General features: G+C 57.6%; 18 protein-coding genes and 1 pseudogene. 12 read left to right on the top strand and 7 right to left on the bottom strand.

Translation table 11 applies throughout. The annotated features are described in order from the left end of the window. Positions 1–61 precede the first annotated feature (61 nt). On the bottom strand, positions 62–673 hold the full coding sequence (locus tag ACWF6P_RS22280) for a helix-turn-helix domain-containing protein (RefSeq protein ID WP_452622499.1): 612 nt from the start codon (positions 671–673) through the stop codon (positions 62–64). Positions 674–782: 109 nt separating this feature from the next. Between ACWF6P_RS22280 and ACWF6P_RS22285 the strand changes: the two genes are divergently transcribed. Beyond that, positions 783–1901, top strand: a complete 1119-nt coding sequence (locus ACWF6P_RS22285) for a M24 family metallopeptidase (RefSeq protein ID WP_452622500.1) — start codon at positions 783–785, stop codon at positions 1899–1901. 561 nt (positions 1902–2462) lie between these two features. Here ACWF6P_RS22285 and ACWF6P_RS22290 read toward each other — a convergent pair. The 6 genes and pseudogenes from ACWF6P_RS22290 to ACWF6P_RS22315 form a co-directional block, all read right to left on the bottom strand. Beyond that, complete coding sequence (locus ACWF6P_RS22290; protein ID WP_452622623.1) at positions 2463–2792, bottom strand: IclR family transcriptional regulator domain-containing protein; 330 nt, start codon at positions 2790–2792, stop codon at positions 2463–2465. Next, the gene (locus ACWF6P_RS22295) at positions 2756–3280 is read right to left on the bottom strand and encodes an IclR family transcriptional regulator (RefSeq protein WP_452622624.1); all 525 of its coding nucleotides are present in this window, start codon (positions 3278–3280) and stop codon (positions 2756–2758) included. Before ACWF6P_RS22295 ends, ACWF6P_RS22290 begins: the two co-directional genes overlap by 37 nt. A gap of 112 nt (positions 3281–3392) precedes the next feature. After that, positions 3393–3638 (bottom strand): annotated as a pseudogene (locus ACWF6P_RS22300) (amidohydrolase family protein); the annotation flags it as partial. 376 nt (positions 3639–4014) lie between these two features. Next, entirely contained in the window at positions 4015–4866 is an 852-nt protein-coding gene (locus ACWF6P_RS22305) for a PaaX family transcriptional regulator (protein WP_452622501.1), read from the bottom strand. Between the two features lie 373 nt (positions 4867–5239). After that, positions 5240–7633 carry a bifunctional salicylyl-CoA 5-hydroxylase/oxidoreductase gene (locus ACWF6P_RS22310; protein ID WP_452622502.1) on the bottom strand — a complete coding sequence of 798 codons (2394 nt, stop codon included), beginning with the start codon at positions 7631–7633 and terminating at the stop codon, positions 5240–5242. A gap of 294 nt (positions 7634–7927) precedes the next feature. Then, the gene (locus tag ACWF6P_RS22315; RefSeq protein ID WP_452622503.1) at positions 7928–9586 is read right to left on the bottom strand and encodes an AMP-binding protein; all 1659 of its coding nucleotides are present in this window, start codon (positions 9584–9586) and stop codon (positions 7928–7930) included. Between the two features lie 869 nt (positions 9587–10455). Between ACWF6P_RS22315 and ACWF6P_RS22320 the strand changes: the two genes are divergently transcribed. From ACWF6P_RS22320 to ACWF6P_RS22370, 11 genes are all read left to right on the top strand, one after another. Further along, positions 10456–11028 carry a lipid II flippase MurJ gene (locus ACWF6P_RS22320; protein ID WP_452622504.1) on the top strand — a complete coding sequence of 191 codons (573 nt, stop codon included), beginning with the start codon at positions 10456–10458 and terminating at the stop codon, positions 11026–11028. A 475-nt stretch (positions 11029–11503) separates the two neighbouring features. Continuing rightward, positions 11504–11857 (top strand): YidH family protein, encoded by a 354-nt coding sequence (locus ACWF6P_RS22325; protein WP_452622505.1) that lies wholly within the window; start codon positions 11504–11506, stop codon positions 11855–11857. Next, on the top strand, positions 11854–12195 hold the full coding sequence (locus ACWF6P_RS22330; RefSeq protein ID WP_452622506.1) for a DUF202 domain-containing protein: 342 nt from the start codon (positions 11854–11856) through the stop codon (positions 12193–12195). Before ACWF6P_RS22325 ends, ACWF6P_RS22330 begins: the two co-directional genes overlap by 4 nt. Positions 12196–12390: 195 nt before the next feature. Further along, the gene (locus ACWF6P_RS22335) at positions 12391–13029 is read left to right on the top strand and encodes a GntR family transcriptional regulator (RefSeq protein WP_452622507.1); all 639 of its coding nucleotides are present in this window, start codon (positions 12391–12393) and stop codon (positions 13027–13029) included. A 31-nt stretch (positions 13030–13060) separates the two neighbouring features. Beyond that, positions 13061–13921, top strand: a complete 861-nt coding sequence (locus tag ACWF6P_RS22340; RefSeq protein ID WP_452622508.1) for a carbon-nitrogen hydrolase family protein — start codon at positions 13061–13063, stop codon at positions 13919–13921. A gap of 563 nt (positions 13922–14484) precedes the next feature. Continuing rightward, the gene (locus tag ACWF6P_RS22345) at positions 14485–15489 is read left to right on the top strand and encodes an ABC transporter substrate-binding protein (RefSeq protein ID WP_452622509.1); all 1005 of its coding nucleotides are present in this window, start codon (positions 14485–14487) and stop codon (positions 15487–15489) included. Positions 15490–15571: 82 nt separating this feature from the next. Further along, positions 15572–16576, top strand: a complete 1005-nt coding sequence (locus ACWF6P_RS22350) for an ABC transporter substrate-binding protein (RefSeq protein ID WP_452622510.1) — start codon at positions 15572–15574, stop codon at positions 16574–16576. 107 nt (positions 16577–16683) lie between these two features. Beyond that, complete coding sequence (locus ACWF6P_RS22355) at positions 16684–17535, top strand: ABC transporter permease (RefSeq protein ID WP_452622511.1); 852 nt, start codon at positions 16684–16686, stop codon at positions 17533–17535. A gap of 33 nt (positions 17536–17568) precedes the next feature. Further along, complete coding sequence (locus tag ACWF6P_RS22360) at positions 17569–18381, top strand: ABC transporter ATP-binding protein (protein WP_452622512.1); 813 nt, start codon at positions 17569–17571, stop codon at positions 18379–18381. A gap of 64 nt (positions 18382–18445) precedes the next feature. Beyond that, positions 18446–19120, top strand: coding sequence for an RraA family protein (locus ACWF6P_RS22365; protein ID WP_452622513.1), 675 nt, complete (start codon positions 18446–18448; stop codon positions 19118–19120). Positions 19121–19255: 135 nt separating this feature from the next. Next, a complete protein-coding gene (locus ACWF6P_RS22370) occupies positions 19256–21202 on the top strand; it encodes an alkyl/aryl-sulfatase (RefSeq protein ID WP_452622514.1) in 1947 nt (648 codons plus the stop codon). Positions 21203–21379 lie beyond the last annotated feature (177 nt).

The raw sequence follows: 21379 nt of genomic DNA on the forward strand, positions 1-21379 counted from the left end.
TACAGCCGTTGGTTCGACCACCCAGACGAGCCGAGACGTCCAGCGCGAGAGACAATCGCGCTCACGCGTCCGGCGGGTGGATTTCCTTCACAGGCCCGGCCGCCCAGATCGCAGGAACCAGCACCCATATGACCTCTGCATCGTGGCACAAGCTGGGATTCATATAGCTGTGCGGCTCTCGACCGGTGAAGGTAAGCGCGTCGCCTGCTACCAAAGCTCTCACCCCTGAGGCGAACCGGATTTCCAACTCACCTGCCAGCACGTATCCGACCTGAACATCACAATTGATCGTGTAGAGGCCTTCACCCGCAGAGCCTCCGGGTGCAATCACCGCATGCACCAGCTGCAATTGCGCTTGACGCCTCGGAGTCAGCAAATGTTCCACAACGCCAACGACATTCGTCGGCGAGATCGCATATTCACCCCGCCGGACGAAATCACTATCCGCGACTTCGAACAAAGACCCGACCGTAATGTCGAGGACGCTACACAAGGACCAAAGGGTTGCAGCAGACGGCGACATAGCGTCATTCTCGATTCGACTGATCGACCCTTTGTTCAGGCCGGTAATCTCGGCGAGCTGCTCAAGGGTTGTACCGCGAGCGAGTCGAATCGCCTTCAGGCGAGCGCCAATTCGTGGAACCGGTGGTGCAGAAACGTCTATGCGTGCCACCACATCCCCTTCCCTTCAGCTGCTGCGAGAACGCAGCCTTGAACGATGTATGTTAACGTAACGCGCCGCGCAACAAATGTTGCGTGACAACCATAGCTCAGGAGGCCACGTGCTGTTCACCATGGACGAGTACCAGAACCGAATCGCCGCAGCTCGCGTTCTGATGGCCGAATACGAATTGAACTATCTAATCGTCTTGGATCCGGAGAACGTCACGTATCTGACGGGATTCTTCACCGAGGGGTATCCGATGTCGTACCAGTTCGCGCTGTTGACGCAGGATCAAGATCCCGTGGTCGTGACAAGAATCGTCGAAAAGTATTGGGCCGAGCGGAGCAGTGCGTACCCGGAAGCGACCCAGTACTGGACAGACGGCGAGGAACCCGAGGGGATCACGACTAGAGTCTTGAAGGAGCACGGGGTAACCGGGCGCGTCGGCATCGAGATGGGAAGTTGGCGAGCTAACGCCCGCGTAGTCGCCGCCATCACTGCTGAGTTTTCCGGCATCAGCCTCGTAGACGTGGGAGTGAACCTCTCCCGCATCCGTTTCGTCAAGTCCACTGCCGAACTCGACCTAATGCGTCAGGCCGGCAATATCACTACACGGATGATGCAGGTCGCCGTGGATGCCATCCGCCCCGGACGCACGGAACGTGCCATAACTGCCGAGATCGCCAGCGCAGCAATTCAATTCGGCAGCGACTGGACATTCCCCGGCGCGATTTCATCCGGTCCCGCGGCACGCGAGATACATGCACCTTACTCCGATCGAATCATCGAAGATGATGACTTATTGTTTACTGAAATAATGGCACACGTGCATCACTACCATGCACGATTTATGCGATCTGTCGTCGTCGGGGAACCCTCGGAGGGGTTCGTCGATTTGGCCAGAAGAGTAATCGAGATCCAAGACGAGGCTCTCGCAGTGGTGAGAGCCGGCGTATCGTGCCGGGTCCCCGACCGTATCTGCCGCGAAGGCGTGGCTGCGACTGGGCTCGTCGAGAGCTATCCGAACAAAACATTCTACGGCGTCGGACTCCTCCTTGACCCCAATACCCTTGAGCCCCAACAAGTCGACCGAACAACCGACTTCCAGTTTGAGGCGGGGTCGACGTGGCATGCGTACCTGACTGTAGCTGGAATCAACATCAGCGAGACCATCGTTGTGACCGAATCCGGGTATGAACGCCTGACCACATACCCCCGCGAGCTGATCATGGTCTGATGAACGGCGGAGCCCTTCGCCAGCGCTGCGATTCTGCGCCAAGACTAGCGGTGGCACCTTGGGCCCGATGCTGAAGATTGCCCGATTCTGCGGTGGCGTCGACTTATCCGGCGTCGACGGGCTCGACATCCTGCACTTTCACCAGGTCCGGTAGGCAGACAGGGAGCGCGACCCCGCCAGGCCATTCCCACAGTACTTGTCTGCGATTCACACCGCTTCCGTGCACCGAAATCTGATCCATGAAAGCATTTGCAGCCCAGTATTATTCGGGCAATCTGTATCACCGACCGCTAGGTCAACTCTGTCGCCAAGTGGCTACTACGAAAGGGCGAAACCAGTAAGCGAAATACAGAGATAGGATTATTGCGGGACAATGCATTTCAAGGGAATTCAAGGGACCCCAAACGAGTGAAGGCAGGTGTCTCGTCTGGTCGGGTCGTGCGACCGACTTGCGATCGAACCCTCATCATGTTTTGACCCACCACCAATGCCCGATTTCCGTTCAGGATCCTGACAACCGCCGTATGCGACCTATCGAATCGCAGAGCAGGGAAAGTAGTATCAGTTCGAAGGCATCACATTCAACGCACGGCCCACGTTGATCACAGTGCGCCTGACTGCTGAGCCAAATCGGCGCGGATCATTGGTCCCAACGGTACCTGCGACGGAGACCGCGGCAACGCACGCGCCATCTGTCAGGATCGGTGCGGCCGCACATGTCAGCCCAAGTCGAGATTCTTGACAGCCCAACGCCAGTCCCCCTTCGTCGCGAATCGCCCGCAAGCTCCTCTCGACCTCTGCAGGCGGCGAAAGCGAGTACGTCGCCATCGGATTCAGGTTTTCGACAACATTGTCTATAACGGCTTCGTCGATTTCCCCACTGCTGTACAGATCGCCGGGATGCGTCCACCTAAGCGCGAAGGACTGTTCACTCTGCGGTGGCCGAAGAGTTTCTCCACATAGACCACGTCCAGATCGTCGAGTACGGCGAGATGCACAGTCATTTGTCCGCATTGGCCGTAAAGGTCTTGGAGGAACGGCATCGCTACCTCCCGAAGTTCGTCGCTTCGAACACTCACGCTGGTCGACGTCACCGCAGAAGCGAGCGTGACCAGTCGCTCTCCTAACACGTAAACCATCCCATCTCGCCCAACGTATCCCCCGCGCCGCAACCTGTTGAGAATCCGCAAGGCTGTCCACTTCGAGAGTCCAGTTCGTTCAGCGAGCTGAGTGAGGTTCAATCCTCTGGTTTCCGGGCCGAACGAGTTCAGTAGCGCAAGGGCTCGATTCACGGAAGTGTATAGGCCCGCACACTGCTGTGACTTCTTGTGTTGTTCTGTGCCGGAGTCGAGTTCGTCAAGGATCCGGGATGTCGGCATCGATCCTCCAGCGCTAACCCAGTCGTCGTGGTGTACTCGTTTCGGCAGCCGCCGGTGAGATGGTTCTAGGAGTTCGAACGCCTTTGGCAGCCGCCGCGCCGTGTGGACGAGATCAGAGCCCGAAGAGTTTTCGCGCACTACCCCCAAGAATGTTCCGCTTCGCTGCCTCGCCGAGAAAGGGGATGCCCATTACGCGGCCCGGTAAATCGAAGTCCCAGTGTGGCCAGTCCGAGGAGTACAGGAGCGTGTTTTCTGCGTCCATTGCCCGGAACGTCAACTCAAGCGGCGCCAGGTCGGTGATCTCCATCGGCTGAGATGTGTAGTACATCTCACGCACGTACTCGCTGGGAAGTTTCTTGAGTAGCGGCGCCTCGGACTGTCACATGAGGTATTCATGATCGAGTCGCTGAATCATAAAGGGTATCCAGGCCAACCCGCTCTCGATCCAGATTGTACGTAGACCGGGAAAGCGCTCGGGCAATCCGTTGACAATCCAGTTCGTCATATGGGTCATATTGCAGGTAACGAATGACATGGCGTGGACGGACAGAAATCGGTTGATGGTCGACGTCATCGAGTCTTCCCATGACGGGCCGGCGCCGGGTCCACGTCGCAGAAGTCTCACTGGCGAAACACACCAAACGAGGATTCTCGCTTATATGACGACGCTACGAAGTCACTGAGGAAACCATAAACAGACGACGTTCGACTCCGGCGTCGCAGCCACTTCGTTGTCACTGATGGATAAGTGCAGTCGCACGTTCCCTCGCGAGACCACTCAACTCGTGATTGAGTTTTGCGAAGAGGGTTTCGGCGGTCACACCGTTCCACCCGTGAGGTAGCAGAGCCAACGGAAGGCCCGGATCCAGATAGGGCAGCCGGCGCCAGGTCGTGAGCATCGGAAGGTACTGGGCGAACGCCTCGCGCGAGGTCAGGCCGCCATTAGCAGCCGTATCGCTGACTGGTCGATAGCAATCGACAAAGTTGGAATACTGCGCAGACAGCTGATCGAGATCCCACCATGACCGGACCTTCGTCCGCAAATCACCGTATGCGAGGTGGCGACCACTGAACATATCGACATAACTCGCCAGACTTCGGAGTTCGAGCGCTTCCCGAGTCTCTCGTTCGAGTTGGGAGGGGGCGATCCAAACTCCCGGTGCTACCGTGCCGAACCCCAGCTTCGTCAGGGTGCTTCGCAGCGCGTGCCGTTTCTCCCGCTCTGACTCAGGGACCGAGAATACAAGCACCAGGAAACCGTCGTCGATTGCCGCGCGACTCCGTCCGAAGATGCGCGAATCTCCCTCGTTTATGAGTTTCAAGACGTCCCCCGACAACGAATATCCAGCAGCACCGTCGTGCTTTGCACTGATCAGGATATTTCGACGTTTGAGTCGCGAAATCGATGAGCGTACTGCCTGCGCCTCGATCCCGAGGTCGTCCATCATTCGAACCACTGATGCGACAGAGAGCCAGTTTTCCTCGCCGCGGGCATAGAGGCCGAACAACGTCACGATCAGTTGGCGCGGCTGCGGTTCGTCACCGCGAAACACCGATTCCTCAACCTCATTCATCGCGATCGTCATCCATCCACCATAGACCAAGCATCGACTAAGCCTTCCTCGTGTCGCGGCTGGTTCGGGTTGCCAATTCAATGCCCACTGGCGATCTCGTCACCACCCTCGCACTGGACTCAGTTACTTGCAGGGCGCACAGCACCGAACGAGATAGGTTCAGCCCAAGTCATCTTTCAGGTTTCCATGCGAGTTCGCAGTGACATCCATACCCCGGAATGCCTTAGAAGCAGCGGATTCAAAGTGGCTGGCGCACGAAGCATGGTGATACACGCGATTCAAGAATGCACACTTTCAGAAACACAAAAAGGGTGCGTGTGGTTATCCACAACCACACGCACCCCACCTGACCGGCCGCCATTCGGTGCAGGCCATTCAGTTCAGATCATTCTTTTGCTTTGCGCGGCGTCCAGCGCATATGACGCGTATCTGCTGTTGACTCATTGCGGAACAGGCTCAGGCGCGGCGGCGGGCCGTCCGTCCTTCCAACCGGGGGCTTCCAGCTGCCGCCTGCAAACTGGTCAGGCCACTGCGCGCCAGGACCTTTGTACTCTTGATCTGCCGCGGCGTGCAGGGTCCACTGTGGATCGTACAGATGGGCACGCCCAATTGCGACCAGGTCGGCGCGCCCTGCCAGGAGAACGGAATTCGCGTCGTCATAGGAAGAGATCGCACCCACTGCGATGACGGCCGTGCCGAATTCCTTTGCAAGCTCGTGCCGGATGTGATCGGCAAACGGAGTTTGGTAGCTTCGCCCGTATGCGGGCTTCTCATGCTTGACTACCTGCCCAGATGAAACGTGGACTACGTCGACACCGTGGGAAGCGAAGGCGCGAGCGATCTCGGTCGAATCATCGATTGTGTTGCCACCCTCCGCCCAGTCTGTTGCCGAGATACGCACGGACATAGGGCTATTCGCCGGCCATACAGCTCGGATGGCATCGAAGACCCGGAGCGGAAAGCGTAGGCGATTCTCCAGCGATCCGCCGTACTGATCGGTCCTCTGGTTCGTCAGAGGAGAGAGGAATGATGAGAGCAGGTAGCCGTGTGCGCAATGAAGCTCGAGCATGTCAAACCCGGCGCGCGCTGCCGCCCTGGCAGATTCGACGAACTGTCCCGTAATCAAATCAAGATCCAACTCGGTGATCTGCCGTGGAGCTTTGCTCACAGGTCCGTATGGAATCGCCGAGGGTGCCACCGTTTCCCAGCCATCCGCTTCCAGAGGATCGTCGATTCCCTCCCACATGAGCTTCGTTGAACCTTTGCGGCCCGAATGCCCTAGCTGCACAGCGATTTTAGATTGGCTGTAGGTATGGATGAAGTCAACGATCTCCTTCCACGACTCCTCCTGCGCCGGCGTGTAAAGCCCAGAGCAGCCAAGGGTAATTCGGCCTTTTTCTGAGACACATACCATCTCGGTCATCACCAGACCGGCACCGCCAAGTGCTTTGCTGCCGAGGTGAACTAGGTGGAAGTTTCCGGGAACTCCGTTGACCGCGGAGTACATATCCATCGGCGACACGACGATCCGGTTATTCAACTCCATGTCGCGCAAGCGGAAAGGATAGAACATCGGGGGACACGTTTCATTCACGTTTGCGCCATTGCCCCGATCGCCCTCGGCATCACGGAATGCGGAGTCAATCGAGGCGACGAATTCCGGATCCCGAAGGCACAAATTGTCATAGGTGATACGACGGCTTCGGGTCATGAGGTTGAACGCAAACTGCGCAACCTCTTGATCCGTGTACTGTCCGATGCTTTCGAACCACTCGAGACTCGCCTGCGCAGCACGTTGGATTGATAGGACGACCGGCCGACGTTCGGCCTCGTACGCGGAGAGTCCTGCTTCGCGGTCTGCGTTTTCGTGCAAGCACGCTGCCAGGGCGAGCGCGTCTTCCATTGCGAGCTTGGTTCCTGACCCGATCGAGAAGTGAGCGGTATGCGCGGCGTCGCCCAGTAGTACGACGTTTTCGTGCCGCCACCGCTCATTACGAACTGTTGTGAAGTTGATCCACTTTGAGTTGTTCGTGAGTACCTGGTGCCCATCGAGAACTTCCGCGAACAATTCGCGTATCAGGTCGACGGATTTCTCATCGCTCTCCCCCGGAGCCAGGTTGCCCGCAGCAATGTTCTTGAAACCTGCCGCTTCCCAGACATTCTCGTGCATCTCGACAATGAAGGTGCTGCCATTGTCGCTGTAGGGGTAGCCGTGAATCTGCATCACTCCGTGCGGTGTGTCACAGACGAAGAACTGGAATGCCTCGAAAACTTTGTCGGTGCCGAGCCACATGAACTTGTTGTGCCGCACGTCCAAGGATGGCTGGAAAGTGCTTGCGTATCGGGTTCGGATGCCCGAGTTGATGCCGTCAGCCGCGATTACGAGGTCGTATTCGCGACTGAGGGCATCGACATCGGGTGCCACTGTCTGGAAGTGGATCACGACCCCGAGGTCGACGCATCGCTGTTGAAGGATCTTCAAAAGTTCCTTGCGTGACATCGCAGCGAATCCCTGGCCACCCGAGGTGAGCCGCTCGCTCCGGTATGTGACGTCAATGTCATCCCAACGGGCGAACTGTTCGGCCATGGACTGGTAGACAATTGGGTCCGCATGCTCGATTCCGCCCAGCGTTTCGTCGCTGAACACGACACCGAACCCAAACGTGTCGCTGGGCGCGTTTCGTTCCCAGATTGTCACTTCATGCCGGGGATCGAGCTGCTTCATAAGTCCGGCGAAATACAGGCCTCCGGGCCCTCCACCTACCACTGCGATCCGCATTGCGCACCTCCATATATGCCGTGCCTGTGACGAGCGTTTCTCTAACGATATATATACTTGGATATCAACTCAAGGGCTAGCGCACCGAATCGGCAAAATCGTCCGGGAGATGAGGGTTGAACAGCACTCCGAACGCATCCATCCGACGAGCGCTGCAACTGAGCACAAGAATCGACGAAGGAATCGCAGACAATCCGGACGTCTCCCATCGAATGGCGTCCTCGCGGCCTCAGCACCCACAATCCAAATCGCAATGACGTTCTTGCGGTACTGATGAGCGAAACTTGTTGACCGTCAGCGGGTCTGCGCGGTCTCGCGCAGTCGGAACCGTTGAATCTTTCCTGTCGCAGTCCGCGGTAGAGCGTCTACGAAGACAATGCTGCGAGGGTATTTGTAGGGAGCGGTGTTCTGTTTGACGAAATCCTGCAACTCACGAACCTTTTCGTCGCCAGGCAATATGCCAGGAGCGAGTACCACGGCCGCATGCACGATCATTCCGCGCTCGTCGTCAGGGATCCCGACTACCGCCGATTCGGATACATCTGGATGCATCTCAAGGACCGTCTCAACCTCAGGAGCTCCAATGTTGTAGCCCGAGGACACGATCATGTCGTCACTACGTGCCTGATACCAGTAGTAGCCATCTGAATCCCTGATGTAGGTGTCCCCGGTGTAATTCCACCCATCAGCGACGTATGTCGCCTGCCGGGGATCAGCGAGATACCGACACCCAGTCGGCCCCTTCACTGAAAGTCGACCCGGTGTCCCGTCGGGCACTTGCCGTCCATCCTTGTCATGAATCTCGACCAAGAACCCAGGGACGGGCAGACCTGTAGAGCCAGGACGTATGTCGTCATCAGACGCCGAAATGAACACATGCAGCAACTCAGTGCACCCGATTCCGTCGATTATCTTCACATCAAGCGTTGCGCGAACCTCCTCCGCCAGCGCCCGGGGCAGGTGCTCACCCGCCGAAACGCAGCGCCGAAAGCGTTGCAGAGACTCGCCCTTGCCCGCCCGAACTATCGACCGATAGGCAGTGGGGGCGGTGAACAAGACCGTTGCGCCGAATTGCTCGGCCGAGTCAATCAACTGGTCAGGAGTTGCACGCTCAAGAAGTACACACGAAGCGCCGACCCGCATCGGAAACACCACCAGTCCACCAAGACCGAAGGTAAAAGCGATTGGCGGCGAGCCGATGAAAATGTCGTCACTCGTAGGCTGCAAGATATGACGTGAGAAAGTGTCGGCAATCGCGAGCACATCACGGTGAAAGTGCATCGTCGCCTTTGGAACACCGGTCGTGCCGGACGTCGTCGCGAGGAGTACCACGTCGTCCGCTGCAGTGTCGACATTCGCAAAGCTTGTCGGCTTGCCTGAAATCTTGTTCGCCAAACCACTCTCGGGTCCGCCGAAATCGACCACAGTGAGTCCATCCGCTGCGGGGTGAACGTCGTCGAGGAATCGGTGGTCGCACAGCACAAGGGCTGGCTTGGTCAGGTCAATGATCTTTTGCAAATCCGGACTTCGGAGCATGGGCATCGTAGCGACAGCGACTGCCCCCACCTTCACGACACCGAACCAGCACGCCACGAACCACGGATTGTTCGGTCCGCGCAGCACAACTCTGTTTCCTGGCGTTACCCCAAGATCCTCGGTCAATACGCGAGCGACCTGATTGGCCCGATCCAGCAATTCGCCGTACGTCCACTGTCCAGAATCAGTGATGAAGCAGACCTTGTCACGTCCATACAGGTCGACGGCGTCATCGAGGAGTGCCGTCGCACAGTTCAGTCGTTCCGGGTACTGGAGTTCGGGAAGGTCGAACCGCAACTCTGGCCACTGTTCAACCGGAGGGAGGTTGTCGCGGCAAAACGTATCGAGATGGGCGGAGGGTGAGAGCGTCATGCTCAACCTTTCAAGTGAGGGAGCCAACACCATCAGTATATGCATGGATGCAGACGATCGTCACCCATGCAATATGAATTGCAATGTCAGAGTATGCGGACAACCCCCACATCCACCATGCAGAACCTGGCACCAACGGACTACCCGGTCCGTTGCGCAACCACCCCGCCATCCTGGAAAGCGCGAATGGCCCATGACACACCGGCATATTGGTTGTTTCAGTCGGCATTGCCTCTGGGGCTACTGCTCGGGAATCCACCCTGTACACCAGCCCTGGCGATAGGCCCCGATTCGAAATATCGAATGTCCAGTCTCCCGAGCAGCCATCGCCACAGCCGATCTAATCGCTGCAATAGAACACGAAACCCCTTCCACCCTGATATCGAACCTGTTCGGCGACAATGACATAGATAGACGCCCTGCCGTGCCGCGAAGGTTGAACGGCGGCGAGTGAGTGCCTCAATTGTGTTGGATGTCGAAAACCGGCCAGTAATGTCGATTCGAGGATAGTCAGCACCCATGCTGAATGAAACGATGGCGCCACTTCACGAAATCATCAGGTACGGAGAGGGATCCCGTTTCAGATCCCGGCACCTCTCAACCTTTCGCTGATCAGCAGTCTGGTTTCAGCATTGGTCCTCACTTCCCCAAGCACTCCGGGAAGTGACGACCAATGTCGTGGCGCCTCTGGCCATAAGCGCGAGAGCCGTTGCAGTCCTGGGTGATCGATTTGAGCATGGAAACCGATGAGTCGGAACGAATTGCCGGGGCATCAACCGAGCCCTTGAGTTGCAATATTCAACTAGATGAGTTGGCGCAAGGCCGCACCCACGACAATCTTCGAGCGCCCTTTTGATCCGCGAACGATAAGGCCGAACTGACCGAGTTGATCGACAATGCACTAAGCCTCTCGGATGGCGGCGTCGCGAATTGGGTGGTGGACCTCACCGAAAGTGAGGCGCCGCTATCACACTGGTGGCGGACTGTGGCCAACGGCCTCTTTGCATCCCAGGCCGACCTATTCGACGATATTCGCCAAACGCCTACTGCGGTCGACTGTCCTCGGCGCCGCTGTCATCACCGCCATTGCGCTAGGCGTGCGCCCCGTTGCTCGTAGCGGGTCTAGTGTCGGATTCGGAACAGTCGCCGTTGGCAACCGTGCTGGCATTACCTGCTGTTTACCCGAGATCTTCTTCTACGCGATCGCAGCGACCGCGACGGCCGTGCTGAATGTAAGCGACAGCTATGCGCCGGCGGCCTGTGGGTCGGTGGTCAACAACCTGATCGTGCTCGCGATATCCGTGGTTTTGACTGCTGTACGCCGGCCGGTGACCTTACCTCCGTCGACGATGACCACCGCACAGGTACTCGTGTTGCGCATTGGAACAACGATCGGCATCGTAGGACAGGCTGCGTGGACGGTGGCAGCGTTGCGGCGTACTGAATTCCGGTGGAGTTGGCGGGTGCGCCTGGCGCCTTACACGTAGCGACCGGTCCGCGTCGGGGCGAGGTTGTCCGCGAAGTTGGCCATCGGACCTCCTCGGTCTTGAAATCTGAGAACCGGCACTTCACGCAATTGTTTTTACCTGTATAGGGATCTACGGCAACAGCCGTAGAGTTGGGCATCGACAGCGTCGCTTACCATTTCGGCAACACGACCGTCAGTCAGCGACCGAGAACGACCAAACTCGCAGCGCATGAACAACGCAAGATGCTCGACTTGCCAACGCAAGACGCCCGACAGCTTCCTGCGAAGTTTGCAGATCACCTCTCCCCCCATGATTTCGTCCATGCGTACACTCCCCTCAGCAAAACGCAGTTTCTGGGGGAATCCTTCAAACGGCGAACGACTGTCACAAGCAATTCTTGCAATGGTCAATCTGCCAGGGCTCCCATAGCCAAGCGAATCAGTCGAATCGCACAAGCTTTCTACCACCCGCCGACCACATCAGGAGATCATTCGTGAACGACAATCGATGGCCCAGGTGGGTTTTCGCTACCGGGTCCGAACCGGACTACCGATTCTCCTTCGCCAACGAACGCACTTTCCTCGCTTGGATCCGGACATCAGTTGCCCTGATTGCAGGTGGCATCGCCGTCCATGCAGTTGATCTGGCACTGTCCGACCTCGCAAAGCGGGGCCTTTCGGCCGCATTGGTGGGACTTGGAATCGTCTGCGCAGGCGCGTCTTGGGCGCGATGGGCACGAGCGGAACGAGCGATGCGTAAAGGAGATCCGCTTCCATCTTCGCGACTCGGCGTGCTGTTGGTTGCAACAATCGTCGTGCTTGCCGCAACCATGGCACTCGCCCTGTGAAATCCACAACGAGCTCCACACTCACCGCAGCTGGCGACGACCCCGGGTTACAGAACGAGCGCACGGCCCTTGCATGGCAGAGGACGTCACTATCGGTCCTTGCATGCGCCTCTGTCATTGCTCGCTTAACCGTTCACGAGTGGCGTGAGTGGGCAATCCTCACCCTCGGTTTCGCTACTGCAGTCACGATCTGGATCTTCGCATCGAGTCGTCACCGCTACAGACGATCAAGTCATCAGCGCATGGAAAAGCTGGGGCGAAGTGGCGCGTTGAATCTGGCCCTGGTGGTACTCATTTGCCTGGGAAGCTTGCCGCTGTTGGCAATCGTGTTGATCTAACTACGGTTCGTGCCGATTCGACGTCAGACTGGTGTCGCGCACAGATGACGGTGGCCGCACTTCACCGTTCCTCGGACCAGCAACGCCTGGAATCCGGCAGCTTCGCGTAGATGCGATCGAAAATAGATTCAAGAAAATATCTTCGATATATTGAACATACATCGCCGATCTACTACTGTTTGTGGAGTTGAGACCATGATGACCACCAAGGCCGACCAGGCCTACGCACTGCTACGGCGCGCAATCGTCGTGGGAGACATCGGAAGTGACCAACCGCTAGACGACTCGCAGCTTGCGGAACGGTACGGCTATGGGAGGACACCGATGCGTGAAGCCCTTAAGCGCTTGGCCCAAGAGCAGTTCATCGTGTGGCATCCTCGAACGCCGCCATCCGCGAGAGAGATGACCTTGAAGGATATTTACCGCCTTCAGGAATCCAGACTCGTCCTCGAGGACGCGGGGGTTCGCCTGAGCGCACAGCGCATAACCAGCAGGCAACTGGACGCCGTTCACAGCTTGACCGGACAGCTTCAAACAGCACTTCGAAACGGAAATATCTACGAAGCTGTCGAACTTGATTTCGCTATACATAATGCGGTGGCAGCGGGTTCGGACAACCAGTATCTCGTGGACGCGATCGACCGAATGAACTCCAGCTCACTACGTCTCTGGTACCGAAACTATTGCGGTATAGGACATCTCGCGGACGAAACCGACAAGCACACGGACATCGTCGAAGCACTCGACTGCCGCGACCCCGAGGCAGCGGCGAAAGCCATTCAAATTCATATCACCGAGTCTATCGAGACGAGCATTCGACTCGAGAGGCTCTGAACCAAGAGGCTTCGGAAAGCGAGACTCACACATGCCAAGCATCTGCGTTGCCCAATTCTCAACAGGGCAAGACAAAGCCGACAATCGAACCCTCGTCGCTAAGATGATCTGCGATGCTGCCACCGATGGCGCTGAACTTGTTGTCTTACCTGAGTTCTCGATGTACAACGCCCCTACACTCGGCACACACACACTCGAATCGGCTGAGTCGTTTGACGGACCATTTGTCACGCTCCTTCGTGCCATGGCGTCCGAGCAGACGATCACAGTAGTTGCCGGAATGACCCAAGCCGTATCCGACGATGACAAGCACGTTTCCAACACACTGGTAGCCGTGGACCCCTCCGGCGAAATTGTCGCGACCTACCGCAAACTGCATCTTTTTGACGCCTTTGGTTTTCAAGAATCTGAATACATCAAAGCCGGTCAGATAGACGAAGATCCTGAACTCTTCGAGGTGAGTGGGCTTCGATTCGGAATGCAGACCTGCTTCGACGTCCGATTCCCTGAGGTCACCCGCAGGATCGCAGAAGCCGGCGCAGATGTCGTTCTACTGCCAACAGCATGGCTTCCCGGACCCCGAAAGGAATCCCAACTGAGGGCACTCGCAAGCGCGAGGGCAATCGAGAACACTGTCTACGTCGCGGCATCCGACCAGGTGCCACCGCAGGGCGCGGCGTGCGCCATGATCATCGATCCGTCGGGCACTGTAATCTCGGATGTTGGAAATCACGCCGGCCGCGCACTCGCGAACCTTAATCGCGCCACTATCGATCGGGTCCGTGGCCAACTCCCCGCACTCGACCTACGTCGTTTCGCCGTAACCGCACGAGAGACCGGCAACCGACATAAATCGGGTCCTCGTCATCAGGTAGAGGTTAGTGCGTCATGACCCTTCTTTCACAACCTGCTTTGACTCCTCCACAGATTGGTCTGGTCTACGCAACCCGATTAGCGCCCACGAGCCGCCCACACAGATCCCTCAGCACCAACTCATGATTCCATGAATTTATCAATCACATTGCAATTAAACCTCTTTGAAAGAGATATGCACGGCAGCTCGCACAGTATCCGGCAATCGAACACGCTTCTCAGCTGCTCGAAGACTCTCAGTTCTACTATGCCCCAAACACATTCATTCGGTACGAGCAGTACGCAGACATGATCTTCCATCGCAAGATATTGCAGGATCTAGCCAAACTCGTTGCTAGAAGATATAATTCAGTCGAGCGGCCACGATTCACGCAGACGCGAATGGCCTAGTCAGTAGCCTTCACGGCACCGTTCGAAACACGTTACCCAAACTCATCGGCGGCGGCCAGTGCGACTGCATCGATTCGAACACCGATCGGTAATCCGCGAAGAGTATCGATCCCAAGGTCATTCCATGCGTCCGGATGTCGATGAGCACTCGTCCGGAACTCGCGCAGCGGACACCACGAGAAAGCAGCAACAATGAAACCGTCACGCACCAAGGTTGTCCTGGGTGTCGGAGCACTCCTCACCACGCTGATCTCTACGGCTTGCAGTTCCGGGTCAGGAAACCCCGAAGAATCGAATGCGATCGAGTTCGGCGCCCTGCGAAGCTTGTCGAATACAGGCGTCAGCACAGCAGAGTCAAAGGGTTTCTTCGATGCAGAAGGCATCAACTACTCCGCACTGTTCAGCGATACCGCACCTGCCCAGCTTCAAGCGGTGGTGAGCGGCGATCTCGACATCGCAACTGTCACTCCTCCCCCTGCATTCTCCGCCATCGCGAATGGAACCTGTCTAAAGGTTCTGCGTCCAATGCTGGGCAGCGAATTCAGTTTGATTGCACGTAAGGACCTGAATCTCCAGACAGGCCTGACAGCACCCGAGGCCGCCGGACAATTGAAGGGCAAACTCATTGGAGTCGTAGCAAGAGGAGACGGCCCGGAAGCCGTCATCCGCAAGTTGATGACCGACGCTGGACTGGACCCGTCGAAGGATGTCACCTTTGTCGCGATCGGCTCCGGAGCATCTGCCGCGACTGCTATCTCCACCGGTCGGGTCGACGCGACGCTGTCGAATTCCCTACTTGAATCAGCTCTAGGCGGCATCGAAAACTATGACGTAATCCTTCCTCTGATCGGCCAGATCAACAATCCGCTGGCCACCTATTACCCCGCCGTTGCCGTCGCCTCGTGCAGTTGGGTTGAGAGCAATCCCGATCTGGTTCAGAAGTTTTGCCGTGCCGTCAACAAGGGCTACGCAGCCCTAGTCGAAGACCCAGCGGCCGGCCCTCAAGCCTTGATAGATCTTCAGGTTACCGCGGACCCTGATACTGCTGAAAAGCTATGGACTGCGCACAAAGAAGCAATTACGGCGGTTCCAGTAATGGATGAGTCGCGCTGGAAAGAACAGGGTCAGTTCCTTAGCAGTGGTATCACCGTGCCGGACTACTCCAAGTATGCCGAGCCCTCCTGCGCGACAGCCTGACACGGATATCTCTACTCGCGCCGATCTACGGAAATCCACACGTTGCACACGACCGTTCCGCACCCCCAAGAGAGAGCACGACATGAAAATCGCATTCAACAAGTCATTGCTTGGAGCCGGCCTAGTTCTCGTTGCGATCACCGCCTCAGCATGTGGGTCCGATTCGGATGGTGGTACAGATCCGAACACCGTCCGCTTCGGTGCGCTTCGAAGTCTATCTAACGCGGGGATGGCGACGGCCGAGTCGAACGGGTATTTCACCGACGAGGGCATCACATACTCGACACTCTACAGCGACTCCGGTCCAGCTCAATTGCAAGCGGTCGTCAGCGGCGATTTGGATGTCGCAACTGGAGTGACCTCTGTGGTCTTCGGTGCGATCGACAACGGCTCGTGCTTGAAAGTGCTGCGCCCGTTGGAAAGTAGCGAGTTCAATCTCATCGCGCGAAAAGAGTTGGGCCTACAGACCAACCTGCCTTACAAGGAAGCTATCGCTCAACTCAAAGGCAAGACGATCGGTGTGCCTGCGCGCGGCGGCGGGCCGGAGTCGCTACTGACAATGCTCTTGACCGATGCCGGACTTGATCCTGCGAAAGACGTGACCTTTGTGGCTATTGGCGCTGGCGCTGCAGCTGCAACTGCAGTGTCCACCGGGAGGGTTGACGCGACTTTGGAGAATGCACAGCTCGAGTCGGCCCTCGACACAGGCGGAACTTACGACACCATTCTTCCGCTCCTCGGCGATCCGAATGGACCGTTGGCGGATTACTTCCCCGCGTTCGCTGTCGCGAGCTGCGACTGGGTTGAGAAGAACCCGGAACTGGTCACCAGATTCTGCAAGGCCATAGATCGGGGATACACAACGCTCGCTACCGACCCTCAAGCGGGGCCGCGAGCTCTAGTGAATCTACAAATCGCCCGTGACGAAGCGAAGGCCGATGTGCTGTGGTCCAAGTACGGCACAGCGGTACTTGAGATCCCTTCTCTCGACGAGGATCGTTGGGAAAAGCAGGGTCACTTCACAGGAAACGGACGCAGCGTTCCGGCCTACTCCGAAACTGTCGAGGGGGCGTGTGCGCACACGTAATTGGACCGCAGTCGAATCCTATTCGGCCACCGCCAAACGTCTCGAGGGCACCATCTCAGATCGCTAGCAGCGTCTGAGGCCTCAACAATACAGAAATGGACACAACGATGAGCCTTCTCGATGAGCGAGCAGCAACTGCGGCCAGCGACAACGAGGACCAAATGCCGCCAAAACCCCGGTCCTGGGTCAAGAAGCTCGACATTTCAATGTGGTTGTGGCGGTTGGCGATCATCCCTATCGTGATCCTACTTTGGCAAGGAGCGTACGAACTCGAGCTTGCTAGCCGCACTCTCCTTCCCCGTCCGAGTGCAGTGTGGGATGCAGCGGTGGATCTCCACCGGTCCGGCGAATTGTGGACGAACCTTTGGTCGACGGTCCAAGCATCGATCATCGCCCTGGCCATCGCCGCGGCAATCGGTGTGCCACTCGGAATTATGTTGGGGATGCTCCCCCGAACTTGGGCAGTACTCGGCCCCTACCTGAATGCACTTAACAGCATGCCCCGCATCGCGTTCGCGCCCGTACTGATTGTGGTCTTCGGTATCGGCCAGGGCTCCAAGATCGCACTCGGTATCAGCATTGCAGTCTTCATCTTCATGATGAATGCTCGCGCCGGTGTCATGAGTGCCGACTCCGAGCATCGAAGAATGTGTGTGACGCTCGGTGCCTCTAAGTTGCAATTGTTTCGGAAGTTGTACATACCGGTGGCAATTCCCGCGATCTTTACCGCGTTCCGACTCGGAATGGTCTACGCGCTACTTGGTGTAGTGAGCTCGGAGATCATCGCCTCGCGCGTTGGGATGGGTCAGATCATCGCGAGCTACTCCGCCACCCTATCTCTGTCATATGTGTACGCCGCGCTGATCATCCTGGCCATCTTCGCTTCGATTCTCACGCTAGCTGCCGGTTCTCTCGAGAACTCGCTCCTGCGCTGGCAGCACGCCGGCGAACAAAGCTGACCCGACCGCCGACCCCCAGCATTGGATTTCGAGATGACTACAAGCGTTTACACGCCCGCTGACGCAACAGCTCAGCCTCTCAGCCGTCCGGCCGTTCAACTGACCAACGTCGATCTGGTGTTCACCCAGAAGGGATCACCTTCCCGAAAAATTCTGTCCAACTTGACATTCGAGGCTCCATCGGGACAGTTCGTGGCACTCATCGGCGCGAGCGGCTGCGGAAAGACCACCATTCTCAATCTGGTCTCAGCCCTAATGACTCCCACCGCCGGAACCGTCTCGGTGTTCGGCCGTCCCCCTCAGGTCGGACGCGCTGATGTCGGCTACATGTTCGCCCGCGACGCGTTGCTGCCGTGGCGGACAGCCCGTCAGAATGTCGAGCTAGGGCTCGAAATCCGTGGCGTTTCACGAAAAGACAGGAAAGATCGCGCAACAGCTCTGCTTGAAAAGGTTCATCTCGGTCCCGCGATGGACAAGTACCCTGCCGAGCTGTCCCAAGGGATGCGGCAGCGGACTGCACTCGCCCGGACCTGGGCTACGAGTCCAGAACTGCTGCTGATGGACGAGCCGTTCGCTGCACTCGACGCACAGACCAGAACATCGGTGCGGGACGGATTCCTCGAAATCTGGGACGACGAGGACCAACGAAAAACAGTACTCTTCGTAACTCATGACTTGTCCGAGGCACTCGTTCTGGCAGACAGAATCGTCACGATCGCGCACGGAAAGATCCTGACCGACGTCATTGTGCCTTTCGACCGTCCGCGAGATCAACGCGACCTGCTCGGAATGCGTGAGTACCAAGAGCTGTACGACCGACTCGCAGGTGACCTCATCCTCACCTGAGGTACCTGTCTGAGCGGGATCCAACCAAGCTCGTCATATCGAAAACGTAACGAAAGGTCTCGACGTGTTCGTCCGTAACAAGTCCGCAGCTCCGCTCGATCAGGCGATCGTGAAGGCGCTTTCCGCGGTTCAAACCTCAACTCTCGGCCATCGCCGCGACTATGGATTTCCACGCGGCCTCTCTCCGCTGACGCGGCCTGTCAATTTCGTTGGCTCAGCTGTGACTGTGCGACTGCCACACCTTGATTCGACCGCGCTGCACGTCGCTGTGGACAGCCTTCAACCGGGCGACGTGCTAGTGGTCGACCAGTCTGGCGATACGAGATCTTGCTTCGGTGGCATGGTCTCGCTGACTGCGCACCTCAGAGGTGCGGTAGGCGCAGTCTTGTCCGGTCCGATCAACGATCTGGAAGAAATTCTTGAACTCGGCCTCCCCGTCTTTTCTTCGGGCGTTTCTGCGCATACCACCCGACTCCTCGGAATAGAAGGTGAGATCAATGTTCCGATCACAGTCGGCGGGGCGGTGATCAATCCAGGGGATGTCATTATGGGCGACTCGGACGGACTGGCTGTGGTGTCACGCGAAGAAGCATTGGAACTTGCGGATATCTTGCGCGAGCGAGAAGCTGGCGAACCTGGTTTGAAACACAAGCTTGCTACCGGAGCTCTATTGTCGGACTGTTCAGGTGCAGAGAAGCTGTTCGCTTCCAGAGAGAAGGTTGTCGCCGCCACCGCGTAACCGGCGGAACGACACGCGTACCTGCAGTTTCTCATCGCAATCTTGACCGGCGACACGGCCATCTCACGCCAAGCACGAGCGCTTGGGCATTCAGCGAGCTCGGGCATCGGCATTTTCTTTCAGGAGGCAACACCTTTGTCGAATAACTCCAACACACTGGCCGACCCCGGAGGATTCAATCTCCAACAGCCGGCGTCGATTGCCACCCACAAGCGCTGGAAGCACGCCACCGAACAGTTTTCGTGGACTGACAATCAAGCATTCGATGATGCGAACCGGGGCAAGCTCGCTACGATTGAGCCACCGATCATCCGCGATGCGTCCGGAAACACGCTGTGGGATCTCACTGAGTGGAGCTTTGTGGAGGGTCCTGCCGAGGACACTGTGCATCCGAGCTTGTGGCGAGCGGCACGGCTCTCCCAGATACACGGTCTATTCGAGGTTACCGAGCGCGTCTACCAGGTGCGGGGATACGACGCAGCGAATATGACAATTGTGGTCGGCGAGCACGGGTACATCGTCATCGATCCACTAAACTGCACTGAAACATCTAGCGCAGCAATTAAACTCGTTCGGGATACCCTTGGGGACCGTCCCGTTACCGCGATCGTCATCACGCATTGCCACGGCGATCACTTCCTCGGAGTCAAAGGCGTAGTCGACGAGGCTGACGTAAAGGCAGGCAAGGTGCCTCTCGTCGCACCGCTCGGTTTCTACGAGCATGCGGTGGAGGGCCCTGTCGCAGCTCCGACCATCATGGCGCGACGATCCGGTTTCATGTTCGCAGGCCGACTGCCGCGAGGGCCGCGTGGTCACTGCACCGTCGGCATGTCCGCAGGCCTCGCAATAGGCACTGCCACGTTGATTGAACCGACTGTCACTATCGACACCACCGGCCAGGAGCTGATTCTTGACGGCGTACGTTTCGTGTTCCAGCATGCGCCGAACACCGAGGCTCCCGCGGAGATGAACTTCTACCTTCCCGAGTTCCGGGCACTGTGCATGGCGGAAACCGTCACCCACCAGTTGCATCACATCTATACGCTTCGGGGCGCACCCATCCGCGACGCTCGCGGTTGGTCAGCTGCGATCGACGAAGCACTAACCCTGTTCGGGGACGTGACCGAAGTCGTGTTCCATGGTCACCACTGGCCAACGTGGGGACAGGAGCGAATCGCCACGCTGATGGCACAGCACCGCGATATCTACCGCTACATTCACGACGAGACCTTACGGCTGGCTAATCACGGCTTCACACCGCTCGAAATTGCCGAAATGATCGAGCTCCCAGACAGCCTCGAGGCGAGTCTCGACATCCGCGGTAACTATGGAACTGTTCAGCACAACGCCAAAGGCGTCTACCAGTACTACCTGGGCTGGTTTGACGGGAACCCGGCGAATTTGAATCCAGTTATTCCATCCGAGGCCGGGCGTCGATATGTCGAGGCCTTCGGGGGCATCCAAGCCACACTGGAACTCGCACGCTCAGCCGCAATGAAGGGAGACTATCGTTGGGCAGCGGAGGTCCTCAAGCACGCAATCGCCGCAGATCCTGACAACCGCGAAGTCCGCCATGCACAGGCCGACGTGTTTGAACAACTCGGCTACCAAGCGGAAAGTGCATCCTGGCGCAATTTCTATCTCGTAGGAGCCAAAGAGTTACGACTTGGCGAACCGGCCGGCCGAGTGGGTGGTGCCACTGCACCGGACGTCGTCGCGGGGATGACGGTCGATATGCTGATCGACCACATGGCGGTCAGGTTGAACGGTCCGCTCGCCGGTCGCACACCACTCAGCATTGGCCTTCACCTCGCAGACACTCAACCAGACAGCAGTGACTCGGTCCTCTCGGTCGAGAACGGCACACTGCGGCGCCTGGCGCCTGGATCGGATGCCCCAACAACATTGCGCACCACGAAGCGGACATTTGCCGAACTCGCTTTCGGCACAATCGGTCTCGATGTCGCAATCGAGAGCGCCGCGGCCACTGTCGACGGAAATCCGGACGATATCGAACGTCTATTCGGTTTGATGGACACCTTCACCGGAGCATTCTCACTCGTCGCTCCCAATCTCGGATAACAAGGGGGCCAAGCCTCGTGTAAGTCCGCCGCCGCCCTAACGTTGCTCACGCAGCGCAGCATGGAGAGAAATTCGATCGGACGCCAGCCCAGCACCAATTTTATGTCGCCTCTAACATCGTCGTAAAATGTAGGACATACTGAACTTGTTGATCATGCCGAGATCGACGACTTCAAC

The sequence above is a fragment of the Rhodococcus sp. NPDC055024 genome (assembly GCF_053608585.1).